The 23316-nt window shown below is 43.0% G+C and carries 21 protein-coding genes; 13 read left to right on the top strand and 8 right to left on the bottom strand.

Annotated features, from left to right (window positions below; translation table 11 throughout):
* Positions 1-107: 107 nt before the first annotated feature.
* On the top strand, positions 108-1127 hold the full coding sequence (gene obgE / locus AC2VE5_RS05650; protein ID WP_486886798.1) for a GTPase ObgE: 1020 nt from the start codon (positions 108-110) through the stop codon (positions 1125-1127).
* A 38-nt stretch (positions 1128-1165) separates the two neighbouring features.
* On the opposite strand, the gene AC2VE5_RS05655 is transcribed toward obgE, so the two are convergent.
* Positions 1166-2578, bottom strand: a complete 1413-nt coding sequence (locus AC2VE5_RS05655) for a serine hydrolase (RefSeq protein ID WP_486886799.1) — start codon at positions 2576-2578, stop codon at positions 1166-1168.
* A 192-nt stretch (positions 2579-2770) separates the two neighbouring features.
* The gene (locus AC2VE5_RS05660; RefSeq protein WP_486886800.1) at positions 2771-3532 is read right to left on the bottom strand and encodes an RNA methyltransferase; all 762 of its coding nucleotides are present in this window, start codon (positions 3530-3532) and stop codon (positions 2771-2773) included.
* Between the two features lie 36 nt (positions 3533-3568).
* Here AC2VE5_RS05660 and AC2VE5_RS05665 point away from each other — a divergent pair, with 36 nt between their 5' ends.
* A complete protein-coding gene (locus AC2VE5_RS05665; protein ID WP_486886801.1) occupies positions 3569-3736 on the top strand; it encodes a DUF2256 domain-containing protein in 168 nt (55 codons plus the stop codon).
* 140 nt (positions 3737-3876) lie between these two features.
* Positions 3877-4815: an isoaspartyl peptidase/L-asparaginase gene (locus AC2VE5_RS05670; RefSeq protein WP_486886802.1), complete on the top strand. Its 939-nt coding sequence runs from the start codon at positions 3877-3879 to the stop codon at positions 4813-4815.
* 1 nt (position 4816) lies between these two features.
* On the opposite strand, the gene glmU is transcribed toward AC2VE5_RS05670, so the two are convergent.
* From glmU to AC2VE5_RS05685, 3 genes are all read right to left on the bottom strand, one after another.
* Positions 4817-6202, bottom strand: a complete 1386-nt coding sequence (gene glmU / locus AC2VE5_RS05675) for a bifunctional UDP-N-acetylglucosamine diphosphorylase/glucosamine-1-phosphate N-acetyltransferase GlmU (RefSeq protein ID WP_486886803.1) — start codon at positions 6200-6202, stop codon at positions 4817-4819.
* A gap of 75 nt (positions 6203-6277) precedes the next feature.
* Positions 6278-7282, bottom strand: a complete 1005-nt coding sequence (locus tag AC2VE5_RS05680) for a response regulator (RefSeq protein ID WP_486886804.1) — start codon at positions 7280-7282, stop codon at positions 6278-6280.
* A 360-nt stretch (positions 7283-7642) separates the two neighbouring features.
* The gene (locus tag AC2VE5_RS05685) at positions 7643-8512 is read right to left on the bottom strand and encodes a tRNA (5-methylaminomethyl-2-thiouridine)(34)-methyltransferase MnmD (RefSeq protein WP_486886805.1); all 870 of its coding nucleotides are present in this window, start codon (positions 8510-8512) and stop codon (positions 7643-7645) included.
* 72 nt (positions 8513-8584) lie between these two features.
* Here AC2VE5_RS05685 and AC2VE5_RS05690 point away from each other — a divergent pair, with 72 nt between their 5' ends.
* The 4 genes from AC2VE5_RS05690 (at position 8585) to AC2VE5_RS05705 (ending at position 12814) form a co-directional block, all read left to right on the top strand.
* On the top strand, positions 8585-9406 hold the full coding sequence (locus AC2VE5_RS05690) for a sulfurtransferase (protein WP_486886806.1): 822 nt from the start codon (positions 8585-8587) through the stop codon (positions 9404-9406).
* Positions 9407-9779: 373 nt separating this feature from the next.
* On the top strand, positions 9780-10301 hold the full coding sequence (locus AC2VE5_RS05695) for a LabA-like NYN domain-containing protein (RefSeq protein WP_486886807.1): 522 nt from the start codon (positions 9780-9782) through the stop codon (positions 10299-10301).
* A 38-nt stretch (positions 10302-10339) separates the two neighbouring features.
* Positions 10340-11938, top strand: coding sequence for a 2-isopropylmalate synthase (locus tag AC2VE5_RS05700; protein ID WP_486886808.1), 1599 nt, complete (start codon positions 10340-10342; stop codon positions 11936-11938).
* Positions 11939-12013: 75 nt separating this feature from the next.
* Positions 12014-12814 carry a class I SAM-dependent methyltransferase gene (locus tag AC2VE5_RS05705; RefSeq protein WP_486886809.1) on the top strand — a complete coding sequence of 267 codons (801 nt, stop codon included), beginning with the start codon at positions 12014-12016 and terminating at the stop codon, positions 12812-12814.
* A gap of 50 nt (positions 12815-12864) precedes the next feature.
* Here the strand turns inward: AC2VE5_RS05705 and AC2VE5_RS05710 are convergent, their stop codons facing one another.
* A complete protein-coding gene (locus tag AC2VE5_RS05710) occupies positions 12865-13320 on the bottom strand; it encodes a GNAT family N-acetyltransferase (RefSeq protein WP_486886810.1) in 456 nt (151 codons plus the stop codon).
* Positions 13321-13412: 92 nt separating this feature from the next.
* Between AC2VE5_RS05710 and AC2VE5_RS05715 the strand changes: the two genes are divergently transcribed.
* Positions 13413-14840 (top strand): RecQ family ATP-dependent DNA helicase, encoded by a 1428-nt coding sequence (locus AC2VE5_RS05715; RefSeq protein WP_486886811.1) that lies wholly within the window; start codon positions 13413-13415, stop codon positions 14838-14840.
* Here the strand turns inward: AC2VE5_RS05715 and pheS are convergent.
* Positions 14837-15826, bottom strand: a complete 990-nt coding sequence (gene pheS, locus AC2VE5_RS05720) for a phenylalanine--tRNA ligase subunit alpha (RefSeq protein ID WP_486886812.1) — start codon at positions 15824-15826, stop codon at positions 14837-14839. The two genes, AC2VE5_RS05715 and pheS, sit on opposite strands and share 4 nt — an antisense overlap.
* Before the next feature lie 33 nt (positions 15827-15859).
* On the opposite strand from pheS, the gene surE reads away from it, so the two are divergent.
* The 5 genes from surE (at position 15860) to secA (ending at position 22235) form a co-directional block, all read left to right on the top strand.
* Positions 15860-16666 carry a 5'/3'-nucleotidase SurE gene (gene surE, locus AC2VE5_RS05725; RefSeq protein WP_486886813.1) on the top strand — a complete coding sequence of 269 codons (807 nt, stop codon included), beginning with the start codon at positions 15860-15862 and terminating at the stop codon, positions 16664-16666.
* Between the two features lie 38 nt (positions 16667-16704).
* The gene (locus AC2VE5_RS05730; RefSeq protein ID WP_486886835.1) at positions 16705-17631 is read left to right on the top strand and encodes a bifunctional riboflavin kinase/FAD synthetase; all 927 of its coding nucleotides are present in this window, start codon (positions 16705-16707) and stop codon (positions 17629-17631) included.
* Positions 17628-18536, top strand: coding sequence for an AAA family ATPase (locus tag AC2VE5_RS05735; protein ID WP_486886814.1), 909 nt, complete (start codon positions 17628-17630; stop codon positions 18534-18536). Before AC2VE5_RS05730 ends, AC2VE5_RS05735 begins: the two co-directional genes overlap by 4 nt.
* 151 nt (positions 18537-18687) lie before the next feature.
* Complete coding sequence (locus AC2VE5_RS05740) at positions 18688-19227, top strand: cytochrome C (protein ID WP_486886815.1); 540 nt, start codon at positions 18688-18690, stop codon at positions 19225-19227.
* Positions 19228-19433: 206 nt separating this feature from the next.
* Positions 19434-22235, top strand: coding sequence for a preprotein translocase subunit SecA (secA, locus tag AC2VE5_RS05745; protein WP_486886816.1), 2802 nt, complete (start codon positions 19434-19436; stop codon positions 22233-22235).
* A 365-nt stretch (positions 22236-22600) separates the two neighbouring features.
* Here secA and AC2VE5_RS05750 read toward each other — a convergent pair whose 3' ends face one another.
* Complete coding sequence (locus tag AC2VE5_RS05750; protein ID WP_486886817.1) at positions 22601-23290, bottom strand: response regulator transcription factor; 690 nt, start codon at positions 23288-23290, stop codon at positions 22601-22603.
* Positions 23291-23316 lie beyond the last annotated feature (26 nt).

The following is a 23316-nucleotide window of genomic DNA, read 5'->3' on the forward strand; positions in this document are numbered from 1 at the left end:
AAAGGTCGTAGAAACTGCCTTGGGGAGAGATCCAATTTCCAACCCCCAGACGGAATTCTACAAATTCAATCATACCCATCTACCAAGTAGCCAATAGCTAAGAAATTATGCAATTTATCGATCGAGCCGAAATTGAGATTGAGTCAGGAAAAGGCGGCGATGGCATGGTAGCCTTCCGCCGAGAAAAGTACGTTCCTGCCGGAGGTCCGTCGGGAGGTAATGGAGGTTATGGCGCTTCGGTAATTTTTAAAAGTGTAGAAAACTTGCAAACCTTACTCGACTTCCGATACAAGCATCGCTTTAAAGCCGAAGATGGCGGACGTGGCGGACCAAATAATTGTACAGGGGCTTCGGGGAACGATCTTATAATTGAGGTTCCCTGCGGGACGATAATTTATGACGCGCAAACAGGCGAACTCATTGGCGACTTAACTGCGCCTGGTCAAACTTTGTGCGTCGCTAAAGGCGGTAAAGGAGGTTTGGGAAATAAGCATTTTTTGAGCAATCGCAACCGCGCTCCCGAACACGCCTTGCCCGGATTACCTGGGGAAATTCGCCTGTTAACTTTGGAATTGAAGCTATTAGCTGAAGTCGGAATTATTGGACTGCCAAATGCAGGTAAATCGACGCTGATTTCGGCTTTATCTTCCGCGCGACCAAAAATAGCTGATTATCCCTTTACTACTCTAGTGCCGAATTTGGGAGTAGTCCGCAAGCCGACTGGAGATGGTACGGTATTTGCGGATATTCCTGGATTGATTGCTGGCGCTCATCAAGGTGCTGGCTTAGGTCACGACTTTTTGCGCCATATAGAGCGTACCCGCGTACTTTTGCACCTAGTTGACGGTACGGCAAGCGATCCGGTTGCTGACTATCAAATAATTCAAGAAGAATTACACGCCTACGGGCGCGGATTAGCTTCTCGCCCGCAAATTGTCGCGATCAATAAAGCTGATGCCATAGATGAAGAAACAACAGAGGCTTTGGCTCAAAAGCTCAAACTCTTGAGTCAAAGTCACATTTTTCTAATTTCCGCCGTTAGCCGTCAAGGATTAAACGAGTTATTGCAAACTATTTGGACGACTATTGACCGCCAAAAAGAAGTGCGAGAGGCACAGGAAGTATAAAAATACTTCCTGTGTTTACCCAAAAACTTCACTAGCTTTTACTGCTCGCTGGACGGGGCTGTAGTAATAAATGGTGTTGGGCTAGGCATTACTTGGGTTACGGGTGGTTTAGTAAATTGTTGGTAAATGGTACGAGAAATTTGCCGAATTAATTCTTGGGCGCGACTGTCGTTATGAGGGCGCTTGACCATTGCCACGGCAATATAGCGCTTGCCACTAGGCATATCAACTAATCCAACATCTCCTACCATAGAGCCAATATCGCCAGTTTTGTGAGCGATAATCGCCCCTTCTCCCAAGCCTGGGGGTAGTAAAGTTCTAGTTTTGGTACGGCGCATAATTTCCAATAAGCGATCGCGGGATCTTAAAGACATCAACTCGCCTCGATCTACCAAACTCATCAACTGCGCCATATCCTTCGGACTTGTAGTATTTGTCCCTGTTAAATCGGGCAGAGGGTTATTGATTTTTGTTGATACCAAACCCCAAGATTGGAAGCGTTGATTTAGGGCTGCTATCCCCCCCATGCGGGCAATCAGCATATTTGTTGCCGTATTGTCGCTGATGATAATCATTTTAGTTGCTGTGGTCAGTGCAGTAAACTTTGTTCCTAGCGGTCGATACTGCATTTCTCCAGAGCCGCTACCAACTAGCTCTCTTTTGACTGTGAGCTTTTCATCTAAACGAATTTTTCCAGCATCTACATCTTGAAAAAAGGCAACAAGTACGGGAATCTTGATGGTGCTTGCCGCCGCAAAAGGTAAAGAGCCATTCCAATCTAAATAATTATTGGTATCGAGATCGACAAAAAAAGCTCCTGGTGTTAGTCCCTTGTTTTTTGCTCCTAACTGCTGGACGGCAGCTTTTAGGGGCATAATTTCTTGATTTAGCTTGATAGCTGGAGGTGTAACTATAATTGGCTCTGCTTTTGAAACAGTTTGGTTAATTTTTTCCTGGGCTTGTTGATTCATCCGCGTTGCTGGATTTATCACCGACAATAAAGTTCCAGCGATCGCACAAGTACCGACACCAAAAATTATTAATCGCAGCGCGTACACCAACAAACTGTCAGATTTTTTGCGCTTTACAGGGCGCTTTTTTGCTGGTGGCGATGTCACCTTAAATGCTTGTGTCGGTACTACTTTGTGCCGGGAGGTAGTTGGCGGCGACGAAGGTATCCGTTGGTTATTGAGCGCAGCTTTTGGTGGTAAGTTCACTTGACGCGATCGCGATTTGCCGTTCATTACTGATGTTTCAACCCTAGCTTGCCCACCTAGCCTGACTTCAGAATTTAAGTTATCCCTTGTGGCTGTTGGCTGCAATTTTTCATTCTTATAAGGAATTTTAGTATCTTGACTGAGCTTTTGGGAGTTTTTGTTTCCACCCTCTCTAGGAGAATTAATCTTCACTTGCGATCCCAGCGACTTCTTCCCTGTCAACGACTGTTCCACGCCTTACTCCTCACAACTAACAATCAAAATCAATAAAACTATAAAAACGTTTGATGCTTACTTTAGACGCTCAATTAATAACATAAACTAGCGCAACTAGCTGCCAAATATGCTTAACACCGCGCAAATCAATCTAAAATTATTGCTTTGGCAATCTTCTACAACCAAAAATCTCAGTGCTGCCGAATATATTTACGATTTATCTTTTGGGCTTTCTGCATTTTTCTGTAACGCCCACTGCATTTGAGTTAGGATACCCCTTAGCATACTTAGCTCGTTTTTGTCAAGATAAGCGCGATTAAAAATTTGCCTAAATTTCTCCATCCGACTAGCGGCAGTATGAGGATAAATATAGCCAATTGTTAGCAAAACCTCTTGCAAGTGTTGGTAATAGCCTTCTAGTTCTTCAAAAGCAGCATAGTCTATTTGTGGTGCAGAGCGATCGCCCTGGGAAAATGAAATTGATTGCGTAAGTTCGTAACAGCAAACTGCCACCGCCTGAGCCAAGTTGAGCGATGAATAATTGGGGTTAGAGGGAATGCGGACAAAGCGCTGAGCATAGTTTAATTCTTGATTGCTTAAGCCCCGGCATTCAGGACCAAAAATTAGGGCGGAGGCTTGCTCAAGAGGTGTTTCTAGTAGCCAAGGCAAAGCAGTATGGGGGTGTTCTAAAGGCGCTTGGCGATCGCGGGCGGTGGTCGCGATCGCTCGAATGCACCCCTCTAGAGCCTCTGGTAGTGTCTCGACTACCCTTGCTGCCGCCAAAACATCCCCGGCGTGAACAGCCATGTGTTGCGCGTCTTCCGACTGGGGATCGCACTGAGGATTAACCAAAATTAGTTGCTGCAAGCCAAAATTTTTCATGACTCTAGAAATCGCCCCCACATTGCGCTCGCCCGCAGGTTCTACCAAAACAATCCGTACCGACGCTAATTTTTGTTCTTGGGTAAACATTTGTAAAATTAAAGAAGATGTATTATAAAAACTGCTGTGTCACGCTCTAAATCAGATTTACCAACTAAAGTCTGTCCTGTATGTCAGCGTCCTTTTACGTGGCGCAAAAAATGGGAAGATTGCTGGGATGATGTGAAATACTGCTCGGAACGCTGTCGCCGTCGTAAAGGACAAAATCAGCCTCAAGGTAAGGGCGCAATTTAGTATATCTACAAGCAAACATCATCTGGCTTGTAAATAAAAGAAGTATCGGTTAGAGCCAGAAAAACCTAGCTTTTTGACCATTTCCTGACTTCAAAAGTAGAGTCTACTGGTAGCAAGTAAATAATAGATGGAGTTCAAAGGTGCAGCCTAAGTTAATTATTCATGGTGGTGCGGGAAGTTCGCTCAAAGGTAAAGGAGGAGTAGAATCCGTTAGGCGCAGCCTCAATCAAGTAATAGAAGAAGTTTATGCCCTGCTGAAGTCGGGAACAAAAGCCAGCGATGCCGTAGTGTTGGGTTGTCAGCTATTAGAAGACGATCCCCGCTTTAATGCGGGTACAGGTTCGGTACTGCAATCCGACGGGCAAATCCGGATGAGCGCCGCCTTAATGGATGGGACAAGTCAGCGCTTTAGCGGCGCAATTAATGTATCGCGAATACAACACCCGATTGATTTAGCCCACCACCTTCAAAATTCTCCCGATCGCGTTTTATCCGATTATGGAGCCGCCGAACTATTAAGAGAATTACAAATCCCCCTCTACAATCCCCTCACCGAATTGCGCCTAGAAGAATGGATGCAGGAGCGCCAAGAAAATTTTGTCAAAACCATGGCAGGAGTAGTGGCTGAACCTGAATTAGTAGAAAATGCCGGACGCGGGACAATTGGCGTTGTCGCCCTCGATAGCCAGGGCAATCTGGCAGTAGGGACATCAACGGGGGGCAAAGGCTTTGAACGCATTGGGCGGGTGAGCGATTCGGCAATGCCCGCCGGAAACTATGCCACCGCTCACGCCGCCGTTAGCTGTACGGGGATCGGCGAAGATATCATCGATGAATGTTTGGCAGCCCGGATTGTAGTACGCGTTACCGATGGACTGTCATTACACGAAGCCATGAAGCGCACTTTTACCGAAGCCCATCACAACCAAAGAGACTTAGGAGCGATCGCGCTAGATGCCACTGGGGCGATCGCTTGGGGCAAAACCAGTGAAGTCTTGTTGGCAGCTTTCCATGACGGCGAAAAAATTGGCGATACGTTGGAAAGCGATGAGGGGACGCTTACAGGTTGCCTTGAATAATTTAGTCTTTGTCCTCTTGTTTTCTTTTTAGCCGCCAACCGCGCTTAATTACCTGCCGACTTCGCCCAATAACTAAGCAATCATCTGGTACATCTTGAGTTACAGCAGATCCGGCGGCAATATAGACATCGGAGCCGATATTTAATGGTGCAACTAAGACGCTATTTGCCCCCGTTTTTGTGCGATCGCCTATTTTAGTCGGGTGCTTGTTTACGCCATCGTAATTAGCCGTAATTGTCCCCGCACCAACATTCACCTGTTCCCCTAAAGTGGCATCTCCCAAATAAGACAAGTGAGCGATATTTGTGCGACTTCCTAATTTTGTTTTTTTCAATTCCACAAAATTTCCCACCCGACAACCGTAGCCCACGTCAACCTCTGTCCGAAAATGAGTATAGGGACCAATTTGACTATCAGCACGGACAATGCTGTTCCTAACGACCGAATACAGCACAGTTACGTTTTCGCCAATATGACTATCTTCAATCAGACTACCAGGTCCAATCCGACAGTTTGACTCAATCTCTGTATTTCCACGCAGATGGGTTTGGGGTTCAATAATTACGTCTGGGTGCAAAATTACTGTGTCATCAATGGTAATGCTGTCAGGATCGATCATTGTTACCCCTGCCGTCATCCACTTTGATTTCACCCGTCTTTGCAAAATTTCGTAAGCATTTGCTAGTTGTTCGCGATCATTGATACCAAGCATTTCTTGATAATCTTCCACATCAACCGCCATCACCTGTTCTAGCTGATTTACGGTATCAGTTAAATAGTATTCCTGCTGATCGTTATTGGCTTGCAATTGAGGCAGCACTTCCATCAATTTTGACCAACTAAAACAATAAACTCCAGCATTAATGCGGCGATTTTGTTTTTGGGCAGTGGTACAGTCTCGATCTTCAACAATTTCTTTAATAATATTTTGTCCATTGCAAAATACCCGCCCGTAGCCTTGAGGATTGGGTAATTGGGCGGTGAGAATTGTCGCAGCGTTTTGATGCTCTTGATGAACCTCTAACAACTGCTTGATAGTTTCAGTTCTTAAAAGCGGTACATCGCCATTTAATACCAGCAAGTCTCCAGTAAAACCTGCTAAATGCGGAATTACCTGCTGAATAGCATGACCTGTTCCCAATTGTTCTGTTTGCTCGATAAATTCTACTGTTGGCAAAAGGCGAGAAGTGTTTTTGTCCTTCAAAGCTGTTTTCACTTCCTCCGCTTGATAGCCCACAATCACCATCCGCCGTTGCAGAGAAATTGTCTGCAAACTCTCCAACACTCTTTCGATTAAACTTCGCCCACCCAATGAGTGTAATACCTTGGGCAAGCTCGATTTCATTCGCGTTCCGCGTCCCGCCGCTAAAATTGCTACTGCTACCATTCTTACTTATTAGCTATCAGGTGTCAGTTTAGATAATAACTGAGTGCCGAACTCCTACAGCAACTATTAAACCAGCTAAGTAAAAGTTGAAAAGCGGATAAACTCAGTAAACTGCTTGACAAGTTCAGGACTACGCCACCCCAAATCTCGCTCATGGGCAAGGATTTCTAAGGCTTCTTCGGAAGTGAAAGCACGTTTGTAAGGGCGATCGCTTGTGAGTGCGTCGTAAATATCAATCATCTGAAATACTTGCGCTAAATACGGAATTTCATCGCCTACCAATCCATAGGGGTAGCCCGATCCATCCCAACGCTCGTGATGATGGCGGATAATCGGGATCACGCCCCGCATTGCCCGCAAAGGCTGACAAATCTTCTCGCCAATTAGAACGTGCTGCTTCATAATTTCCCATTCTTCTGGTGTTAGCTTCCCTTGCTTGAGCAGCACAGCGTCAGGAATGCCAACTTTACCAATATCGTGTAAATATCCACCCCATTGCAGGTTTCGCATTTGGGAACGTGTCAATTTTAGAAATTGTCCAAAAGTTTCCCCAGAGTTTACCAAGCGTTCGCAGTGATCCCCGGTATTTGGATCTCGACTTTCTACAGCGCTAGCAATAGAAAATAGCACTTGTTCGGTGTGATCCAAGTCTTCATTGAGGCGCTTTTGCCTCACCAACGATTTGACCCGCGCCGATAGTTCGGGGCGATCGAAGGGTTTAGTTAAAAAGTCATCTCCCCCAGCTTCTATACCCCGGATTCTTGACTGTTTATCGTTTAAGGCTGTAATAAAAATTACTGGTATTAGTCTAGTTTGTTCGTCTTGCTTGAGTTGCTGACATACTTCAAACCCGTCCATTTCCGGCATCATAACATCTAGCAATATCAAGTCTGGCTGAATTTTCATCACCCGTTCTAGAGCTACAGCCCCACTTTCGGCTTCGGAGACATCGTAGCCTTCTAATGCCAACAGTGCCGTAGCTGTCATCCGATTAGCTGGATAGTCATCAACCACTAATATTTTGGCTGGAGATAAATCAATGTCAGCAGTTAATTTTTTTGTTTTATAAGTAGAAACCATTGCTTTACCAGTCCAGTCAACACGGGTAGCTGTTTACAAATCTCTATTTGGAGATTAATTTTTTGGAAAAATAACTTATGTCTAAAGCTCAATTTGCTTTTGATCTAGTATAAGCGCGGAAAGCTGCTAGTTTACGCTCAATAGTTTTTTGTATGATTTAATACATTCTTTTAAGTGACTTTGAGTTTGTTTGCAGCTACATTTTCAATGAGAAACCAAGTTAAAAAAACTTAAGCAAAGTATCGATTATTACTTAGAACTACTTCTAGGTAAGCTAAGAAAGTGGTTTAAATTAAGTTAATATACTTACAGTATGAATAATTGGTTTAGATAGTAACTCAGTTATTTTACGGATCTTTTTTAAAGTTTTCTACGAGTACGCCGATGCCAACGGGCGGTAGGTTCTAAAAGGCTAATTTGTTGTTCTTGTTGCCGCCGGAGCAAAATCACTGCCGTTAAGTCTTGTAAGGAAGGATCGCGGTATGGAGTTGCGGCACGAGTAAGCAAATGTTCTTGCTGAATTTGAGATAGCGGCGGTAATTCATACTTGGTAGCGATGGTACTAGGCGATCGCCTCCCTATAGAAGTTGTAGTGCCAATATGCAGCCCCGCAGCTTGCAATGCTGTTCTCACGGCGGCGGCAGCAGAATAGGTTGCCAGTATTCCCTCCGCGTGTAAATAACTAGCAACTAAGTTGATAAATTCTATAGTCCACAATTGCGGACATTTGGGGGGTGAAAATGGATCGAGAAAAATTGCATCGGCAGCAAAGCTTGAGGGGATAGACTTAATTGTCTGCCTAGCATCACCAATTAGTAAATTTCCCTGACATCGCGCTGTTTGTACTTGGTAGCTATTAGCTAAGGTTGTTAAAATTTGCCGAATAGATGGCTCCCAATTATCTAATAAACCATGAGAAATCGCACTTCTTGGCACATCAGCATTAGATTCTAAAGCGATGACTTCTACAAAACAATGGGGATTGACTGCCCAAATTTCAGCTAAAGCTGCCGCCGTGTTATATCCAAGTCCATAACAAATATCTAATAGCTTAATTGCTGGCTGACGAGCTTTGATAGCAAGTCCTGTTGGCGCAACAAACTTGTGTTCGGCTTCAGTTTTCGCTCCTTGCTGGCTATGAAATGTCTCCTCAAATTCTTCAGAATAAAAAGTATAGGAGTTATCTGCGGTTAATTGTAGTGAAAAGTCACAAGTCATAGCACCGAGCATCAAGTTTAAAATATTGTCAGAACTATTAGCCTAACTAGAGCTAGTATTTCGTTAACTATATTAAATTTTTCTATGGATACAACAGTAGTATCTGCCTCATGGCTTTACGAACATAGAGACGATCCCCATATTGCGATCGCCGATTGTCGTTTTTCCCTCACCGAACCTCAATTGGGAGCGCAACAATACAAAACTAGCCACATTCCAGGCGCTGGCTATTTCGACCTCAATAAAGATCTTTCTAGCCCCGTGCAGCAGCATGGTGGGAGACATCCCTTACCAGATCCGGAAGTATTGGCACAAAAATTATCAGCAATGGGTGTAGATGCTCAAACTTTAGTTGTAGTTTACGACGATTCGCGCTTTGCCTTTGCTGCCCGTTTGTGGTGGCTGCTGCGCTATTTGGGACATGATCGCGTTGCTTTATTAGATGGTGGCTTCAAAGCTTGGCAAAGCCTGGGATTGCCTGTTACAGACGCTATTACTCCAAGAACACCAAAACAATTTAACTGGCAACTGCGATCGTCAATGCAGGTAGATATCACCGACGTTAAAACCCGTAAGGATTTACCCGGAGTAGCGCTAGTTGATTCTAGGGAAGGCGATCGCTATCGCGGCGAAAGAGAACCTATCGATCCGATTGCTGGGCATATTCCGGGCGCGGTTAACTATCCTTGGCAAGATGTTTCTAATCGCGACGGGTACTTATATTCTCCTCAAGCACAACGCCAGCATTGGCAGCAACTACAAAATCGAGAAATTATTGTTTATTGTGGCTCTGGTGTCACTGCTTGCGTAAATTTATTATCTTTACATTTAGCTGAAATTGATACAGCTTCCCTTTATGTTGGTAGTTGGAGCGATTGGTGCAGTCACTTATTAGTTGCTAAATAAAAATTATATTTATCTGTAACCAGTGCGCGATCGCCGATTCTTGCTAGATGTTAATTTATAGCAAAACTCTTGATTTCCTTGCCTTTAACGTCTATACCAGGATCGAGGAGGATCGTTAAAAGTTGCCAAAACCTGTAAATTTGGTCAGTTTAAAGGTAAATTTTAGATAAAGTAATAATTATATTATGCTCTTACTTAACATAAGTTATCGATTAAACGCATTTTTATTTTCTAGGGATTCGGCAATATAGATATATTTTTAGTAAATAATTAATTAAAAATAGATGGAGACTTTTATAAAAAATCTCTGTCTCTGATATTGCTATATTCTCTACTCAACTTAAGTTTAAATAAATTATTAGGTGTATTTTGTATGTCGTGTTTAATGAATCGGCTGTCTATTTTTGTAGACGGCAATAATATGTTTTATGCTCAGCAAAAAAATGGCTGGTTTTTCGATCCTAGACGGGTATTAGAGTATTTAAGAAAAGAAAAACTAAACACAGAATTAATTAATGCTTTTTGGTATACAGGATTAAAAGATGCTCAAGATCAACGAGGCTTTAGAGACGCTTTAATTAGTTTAGGATATACGGTAAGAACAAAAATACTTAAGGAATATTATGACGATACCTCCGGGAGGTATTCGCAAAAAGCAAACTTAGATATAGAAATAGTTATAGATATGTTTAATACCGTCGAACAATATGACAGAGTAGTATTATTTAGTGGAGATGGCGACTTTGAAAGAGCAATTGAATTATTAAGATCGAAAAGTACGCATATTACCGTGGTATCAACCGAAGGCATGATTGCTAGAGAGTTACGTAATGTTACTGATAGATATATAGATTTAAACGATATTCGCGAATACATTGAAAAGCTAGAGCTATAAATAAAAACTAAAATATAAGCTAAGGAGAGTACAAAGAAATGACTCAAGAACAAGAACGAATAATTATTTTTGACACTACATTGCGCGATGGAGAACAATGTCCTGGAGCGACTCTAAATGTAGATGAAAAGCTATTAATAGCCAAGCAACTAGCAAGGCTAGGCGTAGATGTAATTGAAGCTGGATTTGCTTACGCAAGTCCTGGAGACTTTGAAGCGGTAAGAAAAGTTGCCGAAGCTGTAGGAACAGAAAATGGTCCGGTGATTTGTTCGCTAGCAAGAGCAATCAAAAATGATATTAAAGCCGCCGCCGAATCATTAAAACCCGCAGTCAAAGGCAGAATTCATACATTTATTTCTACCTCCGATATTCACCTAGAGTATCAGTTGAGAAAAACAAGAGCCGAGGTATTAGAAATTGCTGGGGAAATGGTAGCTTATGCCAAATCTTTCATGGATGACGTAGAGTTTTCCACCATGGATGCTACCCGCACTGAGCCAGAATATTTGTACCAAGTATTAGAAAAAGCGATCGCGGCGGGAGCAACAACGATTAATATTCCTGATACGGTAGGCTACACAACTCCTAGCGAATTTGGCGAATTAATTAAGGGCATTAAAGAAAATGTCCCAAATATCGACAAAGCAATTATTTCCGTTCACGGACATAATGATATTGGTTTGGGCGTTGCCAATTTTCTAGAAGCCGTAAAAAATGGTGCAAGGCAACTAGAATGTGCGATTAATGGCATTGGGGAACGCGCTGGAAATACCGCCTTAGAAGAAGTTGTCATGGCGCTGCACGTCCGCAGGCAGTATTTTAACCCCTTTGTAGGCAGAAGCGAAGCATCGGAAACACCACTTACAAACATCGACACTCGCCAAATTTATAAGACTTCTCGCTTGGTTTCCACCTTGACGGGAATGCTAGTACAGCCAAATAAAGCAATTGTCGGTGCAAATGCCTTTGCTCACGAATCGGGAATTCACCAAGATGGAATTCTCAAAAATAAGCTCACCTACGAGATTATGGATGCGGAATCGATTGGACTAACGGATAATCAAATCGTTTTAGGCAAACATTCTGGGCGCAATGCTTTCCGTACTAGGCTCAAAGAATTAGGTTTTGATTTGCCCGAAGACGAGCTAAATAAAGCCTTTTTGAAGTTTAAAGAACTAGCAGATAAGAAAAAAGAAATCTCTGATTGGGATTTAGAAGCGATCGCCAATGACGAAATCCAGTCAAGTCCTGAAATGTTCCGGGTAGAACTTGTACAAGTATCCTGCGGCGATCGCTCTACGCCTACGGCTACGGTAACGCTAAGGACTCCTGAAGGCAAAGAATTGACTGATGCAGCGATTGGTACGGGACCTGTGGACGCGGTATATAAGGCAATTAACCGAGTAATAAATGTCCCAAATCAATTAATTGAGTTCTCGGTGCAGTCCGTAACGGCGGGAATAGATGCGATCGGCGAAGTAACAATTAGGTTGCGCTACGAAGATCGGGTATTTTCTGGTCATGCAGCAAATACTGACATCATCGTTGCTTCCGCCCAAGCCTATGTAAATGCCTTGAATAGATTGTATGGGTCTTTGAAACAAGAAAAGCGCAGTCAGATGGCACAGGAAGTCTAACATTGAATAGTCCAAAAATAGGCGCACTTATTCGGTGCGCCTATTTTGCTCAAGTTATCAAACGAACGGAAACCTATGGATGATGAAATATTTGCAAAGGAAAGACAATTTCACGACCAATGGGCATCGACAATTGATGTAGACGGCATTAACGTCAAAGATTACTTTGAAGCTTGTACAGCCCCCGAAAATCGCTTTATATTGAGGCATTTGGGCGATGTGCAGGGTAAAACGTTATTAGATTTAGGTTGCGGAGCGGGAGAAAATAGCGTCTACTTTGCCAAAAAAGGAGCATTTTGCGTTGCTTCCGACTATTCCCCAGGGATGGTAAAAGTTGCGATGCAACTAGCGGCAGCTAATGGAGTCAAGATCGAGGGTAAAACTATGAATGCGATCGCCCTTGATTGTCCTGACAATACCTTTGATATCGTCTATGTTGCCAACTTGCTGCATCATTTACCCGATCCTCACGCAGCGATTAAAGAAATGCACCGCGTCCTCAAACCAGGAGGAAAAGCTTGTTTTTGGGAACCTTTGAAGCACAATCCGATTATCAATGTCTATCGTCGCCTTGCCACTTCCGTTAGAACCGAAGACGAGACACCGTTGGATATTAATATAGTTGGGTTTGTAGAATCACAGTTTGCTAGAACTACCTACGATACATTTTGGTTAGCAACCTTGTGGATTTTTCTGCAATTTTACTTGATTGAGAAGGTAGACCCAAATAAAGAACGCTACTGGAAAAAAATTATTATCGAGCAAGCAAGATTGAAGCCACAATACCAGCAGTTAGAAAAGTTGGACGTAATTTTGAAAAAGCTACCTTTAATGAAACGTTTTGCTTGGAACTTAGCTGTCGTAGCAACGAAGTGAAAGCTGTGTAAATTATCTTTTAATAAAATGGGTAATCCCCTAACAAATTTTCAAGCGTCTGATTGGTTTGCATTTATGTTTGAACGGATCATGAATGTTTCAGGTGCTGCCAAATTTTCAAAACCATAACGGCGATAAAGTTCATGAGCATCTTTTGTTCCTAATAACCATTTTGGTACATCTTGAAGTGCTGGATATGCCAAAATATACTCGATTAACCATTTTCCTAAACCTTGTCCCTGATAAGACTCTAAAATAAAAACGTCTCTTAATAATGCAGAAGTTGCATAATCAGAAATAACTCTGGCAAAGCCAATTTGTTTACTGTTTTCATATATACCGAAGCATAAAGAATTTTTTATTGCTTTTTCAACAACTGAGATTAATACATCTTTAGCCCAATAAGAAGTTCTAAGAAAATCGTGAATTGTTGTTATATCTAATTTAGAATTATCAGTACTTAGTAAAATTTCGCTTCTGCTATTGTGCTGTATTTCGTAAATCATTACTTACTCAATGTTAGTTATAGTATTGCTACAAAAATAATTTTAATTATAGCAAGCGTAGTTAAAATAAAAATATTTTTAAATTTATAAATATGAGCGATGGTCCATCTTTAAATTCTATTAAAGCTGCATTAAAGGAAATATGGGGATATGGCGATTTTAGATCGCCTCAAGGAGAAATAATTAGTAGTCTCATATCTCAGCACGATGCTTTGGTCGTAATGCCCACAGGCGGAGGTAAATCAATTTGTTTTCAACTTCCTGCTTTAATGCAAGCAGGATTAACGCTAGTAATTTCGCCCTTAGTAGCATTAATGGAAAATCAAGTCAAAGAACTACGCGATCGCAAATTACCCGCAGCACTATTACATAGCGAATTACCAAGCCAGCAAAAATGGCAAACTTTACAGTTATTAGATAGACAACAATTAAGATTACTTTATTTATCTCCAGAAACTTTACTTAGTCCAAAAGTATGGGAGAAATTGTGCAATCCTCAATTACAAATTAACGGCATAATCCTCGATGAAGCACATTGTTTAGTCCAGTGGGGAGACACTTTTAGACCAACTTATCGGCGATTGGGGACAGTACGACCAGCTTTATTAAAGAGTAAACCCCAAGGAACAAAAATTGCGATCGCAGCTTTTACGGCAACTGCTGATATTGAAGCGCAAAAAACCATCACCCAAGTCTTACAACTCCAATCGCCCGCAACTTTTAAACAAAATCCTTACAGGCAAAATCTTCACCTCAAAGTACAAATAGCCTGGACTCCCAAAGGACGCAAACAACAGCTATTAAACGTTATTAAAGCTAAACCAGGGCAAACAGGCTTAATCTACGTGCGAACCCGCCGAGATAGCGAAAATATAGCCGAATGGCTGAGTAATTTGGGTTATAAAACCGCCGCTTATCATGCTGGCTTAAGTCCCGAAGAACGTAGAGAAATTGAAAGTAGTTGGCTAAGTAGCAAAATACCTTTCGTTGTTTGTACCTCAGCTTTTGGAATGGGGATAAATCAGCCCCACGTCCGTTGGGTAGTTCATTTTCATGCCCCATTATTACTATCAGAGTATGTGCAGGAAATTGGACGCGCGGGACGAGATGGCAAAGATAGCACTGCTTTAATGCTGATTAGCGAACCTACCGGGTGGCTAGATCCAGAAGATAAACAAAGACAGAGGTTTTTTGAGGAAAAAATGCGATCGCACTACAGTAGCGCCCAAAAACTAGCTAAAAAGCTACCAACCCAAGGTGAGGTAAATAAGGAAAATGCGATCGCCCTTTCTCTACTCCACAGTGCTAATCAATTAAATTGGTTAGATCCATTTCATTACAGCATTCACCCACCTGTAAAAATCGCACCACCAGCCCAATTTCCTGCCGTTCAACAAATGGTTAAATATTTGACCACAAAACAATGTCGGTGGCAATTTTTATTAAACGCCTTTGGTTTTACCCAAGAAGCCGCAAATATCCGATGCGGACATTGCGATAATTGCCGTGGGCAACACTAAAATTGCTGCAAGAAGCGTAAATCGCTGGCATAAAAGCGGCGAATATCATCAATTTGGTGCAGTACCATAGTTAACCTCTCGACACCCATACCCGCCGCAAACCCGGTATACATTTCGGGATCGTAACCTACAGCTTTTAGTACGTTTGGATCGACCATCCCGCAACCCATGACTTCCAGCCAGCGCCCATTCCATTCCATATCTACCTCCGCCGAAGGTTCGGTAAACGGGAAGTAACTTGCCCGAAACCGAATTGGTACATCGCCAAACATCTGCTGCAAAAACTCCTTAACTGTCCCCTTGAGGTCAGTAAAAGTTAGCCCTTCATCAACTGCCAAAATTTCAATTTGATGGAATACCGCCGCGTGACTCGCATCTACCGTATCTCGCCTGTAGCATTTTCCTGGTACAGCAATTCTAATTGGCGGATCGTTGTCTTCCATGTAGCGAACTTGTACGTTTGAGGTATGAGTCCGCAATAAATTACCATCAGGCAAATACAGCGTATCTTGCATATCTCGCGCTGGATGATCGGGTAAGAAATTTAGCGCCTCAAAGTTGTAGTAGTCTGTTTCCATTTCAGGACCATCGGCTACCGTATAGCCCAATCCTACAAATATATTTAGTACGCGGTCAACGGTACTATTTAGAGGATGAACGCGCCCTAAAGGACGATAAACGGCAGGCATAGTTACATCTAGCGTTTCGGCGGCTAATTGTGTGGCAATTAGATCTGCTTGCAAGTCGCTACGGCGCTGTTCTAAGTCAGTTTGAACAGCTTCTTTAACAGTATTTGCGATCGCACCTACTACTGGGCGAACTTCTGCGCTTAACTTGCCCATTTCCCGCAATACTAACGATAATTCCCCTTTCTTCCCAAGGTAAACTAATCTAAGTTCTTCTATTCGTTCTAAAGTATCGGCAGTAGCGATCGCGCTTTTGGCTTCTTTTCGTAGTGTTTCTAACCGATCTTCTAAATTGCTCATAGTCGTATAAGTTTTTATCTGTATTTACTCTAAATGAAACTGTTAATTAGTAACGATGACGGTATTTTTGCCCCAGGAATTCGTAGTTTAGCCAATACTTTAGCTGCCGCCAATCATGATGTTACTGTAGTTTGTCCCGACCGAGAGCGATCGGCGACTGGACACGGGTTAACTTTACATCAACCCATTCGTGCGGAGGTTGTTACGGGGGTTTTTCATCCCAGTATCAAAGCTTGGGCTTGTTCTGGTACTCCTTCAGACTGCGTTAAATTAGCGCTATGGGCATTACTTGATAGTCCTCCAGATTTTGTAGTTTCTGGCATCAATCAAGGCAGCAATTTAGGTACAGATATTCTCTATTCGGGTACAGTATCGGCAGCAATGGAAGGTACGATCGAGGGGATTCCGAGTATTGCCATGAGTCTTACTAGCTTTTCAAGCCCTGATTTTCAGTCGGCGGCGGATTTTGCGGTTAGTTTGCTAAAACAACTTGAAACTTCGCCCTTAAGCTCAAATTCAATGCTACTTAATGTTAATGTTCCTGCTATACCTGCATCGGAAATTGCTGGGGTACTGATTACTCGTCAGGGGATTCGCCGCTATATTGATGTATTTGAAAAGCGTGTCGATCCTCGCGGTAAAACTTACTATTGGTTAGCTGGAGAACTATTGGAAGAAGTGGAAGCCGAACCAGGTTTAAATTTGCCTACAGATGTGCCTACAGATGTCGAGGCAATTCGCAATAACTATATTACAATTACCCCCTTGCAATATAACCTTACTTATGCGTCTGGGTTAAAGCAATTGGTAAGCAAGAAATTTAATTTTCCTTGTCAATAATTGCCGTTACATTTCTTTATTTATGGCAAAATGTAAAAGTGTGGGTTACTTCTTCTCTTACTAAAGCTTTAAAACCAACTGCTGTTGCCCTGGGAAATTTTGACGGCGTACATCGCGGGCATCAGCAGGTAATTCAACCTGCCAAAGAAAATCCAGGGGAAATATTCTCGACCGTTGTAACTTTCAACCCCCATCCTCAAGAATTTTTTACAGGCAAACGTCGCAGTTTACTAACACCTCAAAGCGAGAAGGTGGAGCAGTTGCAGCGCTTGGGTGTAGAACAATTAGTGCTATTACCTTTTGACCGCGAACTTGCGTGTTTGAGTCCGCAAGAATTTGTGGAGAAGATTTTGGTGCAACAATTGCGATCGCAATCTATCAGTGTCGGACAAGATTTTTGCTTTGGTAAAAACCGCCGGGGGACAGTTACCGATTTAAAAGCGATCGCTTCTAACTATGGCATTCCCACAACAATTGTACCTCTGCATACTTGCCAAGGAGAAAGAATTAGTAGTTCCGCCATTCGTGAAGCATTAGCACAAGGCAACCTCGATCGCGCCAAACTCCTTTTAGGGCGGGCTTACAGTCTTAGCGGTACGGTAGTTACAGGCAAGCAGTTAGGTAGAAAAATCGGCTTCCCTACGGCAAATATTGACCTACCAATCGAAAAGTTTTTACCCTGCAATGGAGTCTACGCTGTCAAAGTTTATATTGCTGACGATCAGTTGCCTATTTCTGGGGTAATGAATATTGGCAACCGTCCGACAGTAAGCGGTTCAAACCAATCAGTAGAGGTATATTTGATAGATTGGTCTGGGGATTTGTATGGAAAAGTGATTGCTGTAGAACTACAACAGTTTTTACGTCCAGAACAAAAATTTGAATCTTTAGACGCGCTAAAAAACCAGATTAAAATAGATTGCGATCGCGCAAAAGCTACTTTGGAGACTTCGCCCTTACTGTGAGACAGCTTCTCGATAACTTAACTCAAAATCTCGGTCGGACTATTGTCGGTAAATCGGAAGCAATTCGCCTAGTTTTAGTAGCCTTACTTAGTGGCGGTCATGCTTTGCTAGAAGATGTCCCTGGAGTAGGTAAAACCCTCCTGGCGAAATCTCTAGCGCGTTCTATAGATGGGAAATTTCAACGCCTGCAATGTACTCCTGATTTGCTTCCTACCGATATCACAGGAACTAATATTTGGAACCCCAGAAGCGGCGAATTTGAGTATCTTCCTGGACCTATATTTGCAAATATTTTATTAGTAGACGAAATCAACCGCGCTACACCCCGTACTCAGTCGGCTTTGCTAGAAGTAATGGAAGAACAACAAGTAACGGTTGACGGTGTTTCCCGCAAAGTTCCCACACCATTTTTTGTAATTGCGACGCAAAACCCCGTTGAATACCAAGGTACATTTCCGCTTCCAGAGGCGCAAATGGATCGGTTTATTTTGTCTTTGACTTTGGGTTATCCCAGCCAAAGCGAAGAACTGCAAATGTTGGAACGCTTGCAAGCGGGTGTAAAGGTGGAAGATTTGCAACCTTGTATCAGCTTGGATGAGGTGCAAGAATTACGCCGACTATGTAGCCAAGTTAAAGTTGAAACTTCGTTGCAGCAATACATTCTTAATTTAGTCCGGGCGACGCGAGAAGATAAAGAAATCGCTCTTGGTGTTAGTCCTCGTGGTACGATCGCATTACAAAAAGCAACTCAAGCTTTGGCTTTTTTATGCGATCGCACTTATGCTATTCCCGATGATATTAAACTACTCGCGCCTCACGTCCTCAGTCATCGCCTCATACCATCAGGGGGACGTAAAGCTAAAACTGTAGTCGAGAAGTTACTTCGCCAAGTCTTTATTCCTTAAAGATGCGTTAAGTTGTTCGTTTAGTAACGTGATGCCTTTAAAACATCAGGCTTTGAGGACAGAAATTAGAAAAGTTGCTGAAAAACATGGGTTGATTGTAATTGACTATTAATTGCATAGTAATAGTCAGCAACGGTTAGAAAAATTGAGTATGCTAAATAAAATTAAACTAAAACGCCGCTCAAATCGCCAAACGCGATCGCCTTTTTTCCTACTATTACTAATTTTGCTGTGGAGTCTGGCGATGGGTTGGGGTCTTGCAATGATTACTAACGCTCAACCCGTGCCTACCGAGGAAATTGGTACTGTGGATGTAGTTCCCGAACGCTATCAATTAGGACAAGAACTCTACTTAGAAAACTGCGTTAGTTGTCATATTGGGATACCTCCGGCGGTACTACCTACGCAAACCTGGCAAAGAGTAATTCAAGATTCTCAACACTACGGCTTAACTATTAAACCCTTAGTTGACCCAGCAAGATTAATAGTGTGGCAATACTTACAAGTTTTTTCGCGATCGCAACTCACTGGCGAAGAAGAAATACCTTACCGAATTAGCGAATCTCGGTATTTTAAAGCATTGCATCCTCAAGTAAAACTACCCCGTCCCTTAGAATTAAGTAGCTGTGCTGGCTGTCATGTGGGCGCAAGCGAGTACAATTTCCGTACCTTAAGTGCCGAATGGCAGTAATTACTCCAAAAGACTTCGCATCCCTCTACAGTCCTAGCTGGGGTCGAAATGATACGATTAAGTTAGTTTCATAAATTGGAACCCATTAGCCATAAATGGAGGAATGAAGTTCCAGCAAATTATCCTTAGTGCGCTTCACAAGTTTGCGAGTTTTGATAACTCCAAAAAATAAACATATATTCTAAATATTTCCTCAAATAAATGCCATGCTAAAAACCTTGCTGGGCGACCCGAACGCTCGTAAGCTCAAAAAATTCCAACCAGTAGTTAAAGAAATTAACCTTTTAGAGGAGGAAATTCAAATCCTCTCAGACGAGCAACTAACTGGTAAAACTGCTGAATTTAAACAACGCCTTGCTAAAGGTGAAAGTCTAGACGATCTTCTCCCGGAAGCCTTTGCGGTAGTTAGAGAAGCTGGAAAGCGCGTCTTAGGTTTGCGACACTTTGACGTGCAGCTACTAGGCGGAACGATACTGCATAAAGGGCAAATCGCCGAGATGAAAACCGGAGAAGGAAAAACTTTAGTTTCCACCCTTCCCGCTTATCTAAATGCCCTTACAGGTAAAGGAGTCCATGTTGTCACCGTCAACGACTACCTAGCCCGCCGAGATGCAGAATGGATGGGACAAGTACACCGCTTCTTGGGGCTGAGTGTAGGGTTAATTCAGCAAGGAATGGGACCATCGGAACGTAAAAAAAATTACGACTGCGATATTACCTATGTAACCAACAGTGAAGTAGGTTTTGACTACTTGCGCGACAACATGGCGACTTCAATTGTCGATGTAGTACAACGCCCTTTGCACTATTGCGTAATTGACGAAGTAGATTCAATTTTAGTAGACGAAGCCCGCACACCCCTGATTATTTCAGGTCAAGTAGAGCGTCCTACTGAAAAGTACGTGCAAGCAGCGCAAATAGCCGCAGCGTTGAGAAAAGGCGAAGACGACCATTACGAAGTAGATGAAAAAGCTCGTAATGTGCTGTTAACTGACGAAGGTTTCGCCGAAGCTGAAAGACTACTTGAAGTTACGGATTTATTCAATCCAGAAGATCCTTGGGCGCACTATATTTTTAATGCCTTAAAAGCCAAAGAATTATTTATCACCGATGTCAACTACATCGTCCGCAATGATGAAGTAGTAATCGTCGATGAATTTACCGGGCGAGTTTTACCAGGAAGGCGTTGGAGTGATGGACTGCACCAAGCAATTGAAGCCAAAGAAGGAGTAGAAATTCAACCAGAGACTCAAACTTTAGCGACAATTACTTACCAAAATCTGTTTTTGCTTTACGATAAATTAGCCGGAATGACTGGAACGGCAAAAACTGAGGAAGCAGAATTTGAAAAAATTTATAAGCTAGAAGTAACCATTGTTCCCACCAATAGACCCCGCAGCCGTCAAGACTTGTCGGATGTAGTATTTAAAAGTGAAGAAGGAAAATGGAATGCGATCGCTCAAGAATGCGCCGAAATGCACAATCTCGGTCGCCCGGTACTTGTGGGGACGACTAGCGTCGAAAAGTCTGAGTATCTCAGCACTTTACTAAATCAGTTAGAAATTCCTTACAACTTGCTCAACGCTAGACCTGAAAACGTCGAGCGAGAGTCAGAAATCATCGCCCAAGCCGGACGTAAAGGCGCGTTAACGATCGCAACTAACATGGCGGGTAGAGGGACAGACATTATTTTGGGTGGAAACTCCGAATATATGGCACGGTTGAAGTTGCGGGAATACTTTATGCCCCGCATTGTGTTACCCGAAGATGAGGACATTTTTAGCGTAGCAACAGCTTCAGGATTACCAGCCGTTAGTAGTACTAGCGGTCAAGGCTTTGTACCAGGCAAGAAAATCAAAACTTGGAAAGCATCGCCGCAAATTTTCCCCACCCAGCTATCTCAACAAGCCGAGCAAATGCTCAAGCAAGCCGTAGAATTTGCCGTACAGAACTACGGAGAGCGAAATATGCCCGAATTAGAGGCAGAGGATTTAGTTGCAGTAGCGGCGGAAAAAGCACCCACCGAAGACCCCGTAATTCAACGCTTGCGGACAGCTTACAACCAAATTAAGCAAGAGTACGAACAGTTTACCGATACCGAACACCAAGAGGTTATTCAACTAGGCGGTTTGCACGTAATAGGCACTGAACGCCACGAATCGCGCCGAATTGACAACCAACTGCGCGGACGGGCGGGAAGACAAGGCGACCCCGGTTCTACGCGCTTTTTCCTCAGCTTACAAGATAGCTTGTTGCGGATCTTTGGTGGCGATCGCGTTGGTAAGTTGATGGATATGTTCCGAGTTGAGGAAGATATGCCTATTGAATCGGGAATGTTGACCCGCAGCTTAGAAGGCGCTCAAAAGAAAGTAGAAACTTACTACTACGACATCCGCAAGCAGGTGTTTGAGTACGACGAAGTAATGAACAACCAGCGTCGCGCTATTTATGCCGAACGTCGCCGGGTGTTGGAAGGGCAAGACTTGAAGGAACAAGTAATCAAGTATGCCGAAAAAACTATGGATGACATTGTGGATTACTACATCAATCCAGATTTGCCTTCAGAAGATTGGGACTTAGCTACGTTAGTCGGCAAAGTTCAAGAATTTGTTTACCTACTGGCGGATCTAGAACCAAATCAACTAGAGGATTTATCTGTAAGCGAAATCAAAACCTTCTTACACGAGCAAGTTAGAATTGCTTACGACATCAAGGAAGCTCAAGTTGACCAAATTCAGCCTGGATTGATGCGTCAAGCCGAGCGGTTCTTTATCTTGCAGCAAATTGATACTCTTTGGCGCGAACACTTGCAACAAATGGATGCGTTGCGCGAATCTGTCGGCTTGCGTAGCTACGGTCAAAAAGACCCGTTAGTTGAATACAAGAGCGAAGGTTACGAACTGTTCTTAGATATGATGACAAATATTTACCGCAATGTTGTCTACTCTCTATTCCAGTTCCAGCCCCAAATGCAGTCCAGTGTAGAAACATCCTCAGAGTTGGTGTAAAAGAAAAACGCTCCTACGGAGGCGTTATAGATTTCAGGAGAAATATTTTTATTCAGATAGGGAGTAGCAGCAATCAATCGCTCTACTCCCTTTAATTTGACAAAAATTAAACCTTATACCAATTCTCTATATTTCGGCTACAGATAGAGCAGACGCTGGGCTGGTTAGGACGCTATCGACGGTGGAGTCAGGATTAGGAGTATTTGCCAGCAACTAAAGAAGCATTCATGTACTCCGCCAGCTTACGTACTTTGCTGCGTAAACTGGCATGAATTTATACTTCTTAGACCTCCTCTAAAACGCGATCGCACTATTTAACCAAACCCAAGTATTGAGTAAGTGAGATAAATGCGACCTCATTTAACCTAGCTATTCTCACCAAAGCGATAGCCTTTACCATACACCGTATGAATTAATTGAGTTTCTCCTGGGGCTTCAATTTTGCGGCGCAACAGGCGAATTAAAGCTGCTAACACATTGCTGCTAGGTTGTTCGCCACCATCAGACCATAAATACTGATAAATCTGAGCGTGAGTTAGTAATTGACCACTATTTTCAATTAAATACGCCAATAGTTGAGTTTCTTTTTCCGATAGCTCAATAGTGCGCCCTGGGCGATAGCTTAGCTGGTTCTCACAATCTAACTCCAAATCTGCCACTTTTAGCCGTTGGGAGTGTGCGATCGCACTGTCAGCAGCCGAACGACGCAACAACGCGCGCACTCGTGCTAATAATTCTCTTAGTTCAAAAGGCTTCACTAAATAATCATCTGCGCCTGCATCCAATCCTTGCACGCGATCGTCTATCGTATCTTTAGCTGTAAGAAACAATACGGGTGTTGCTTGTCCCGCCCGACGCACCTGCTGGCAAATCTCTAATCCAGTTTTGTGGGGTAGCATCCAATCTAAAATTAGTAAGTCATACCCGCTTTTGGCGGCAAGTTCGCTCCCGGCTGCACCATCATAGGCTACATCTACACTGTAACCTTCGCGCTTTAACACTCGACTGAGGGGATCTGTCAATTCAACTTCATCATCAACTAGCAGTATTTGCATTTCCTAGGCGGTCACTGAGTTTGTCG

Source organism: Aliterella sp. E5.1, from assembly GCF_057473825.1.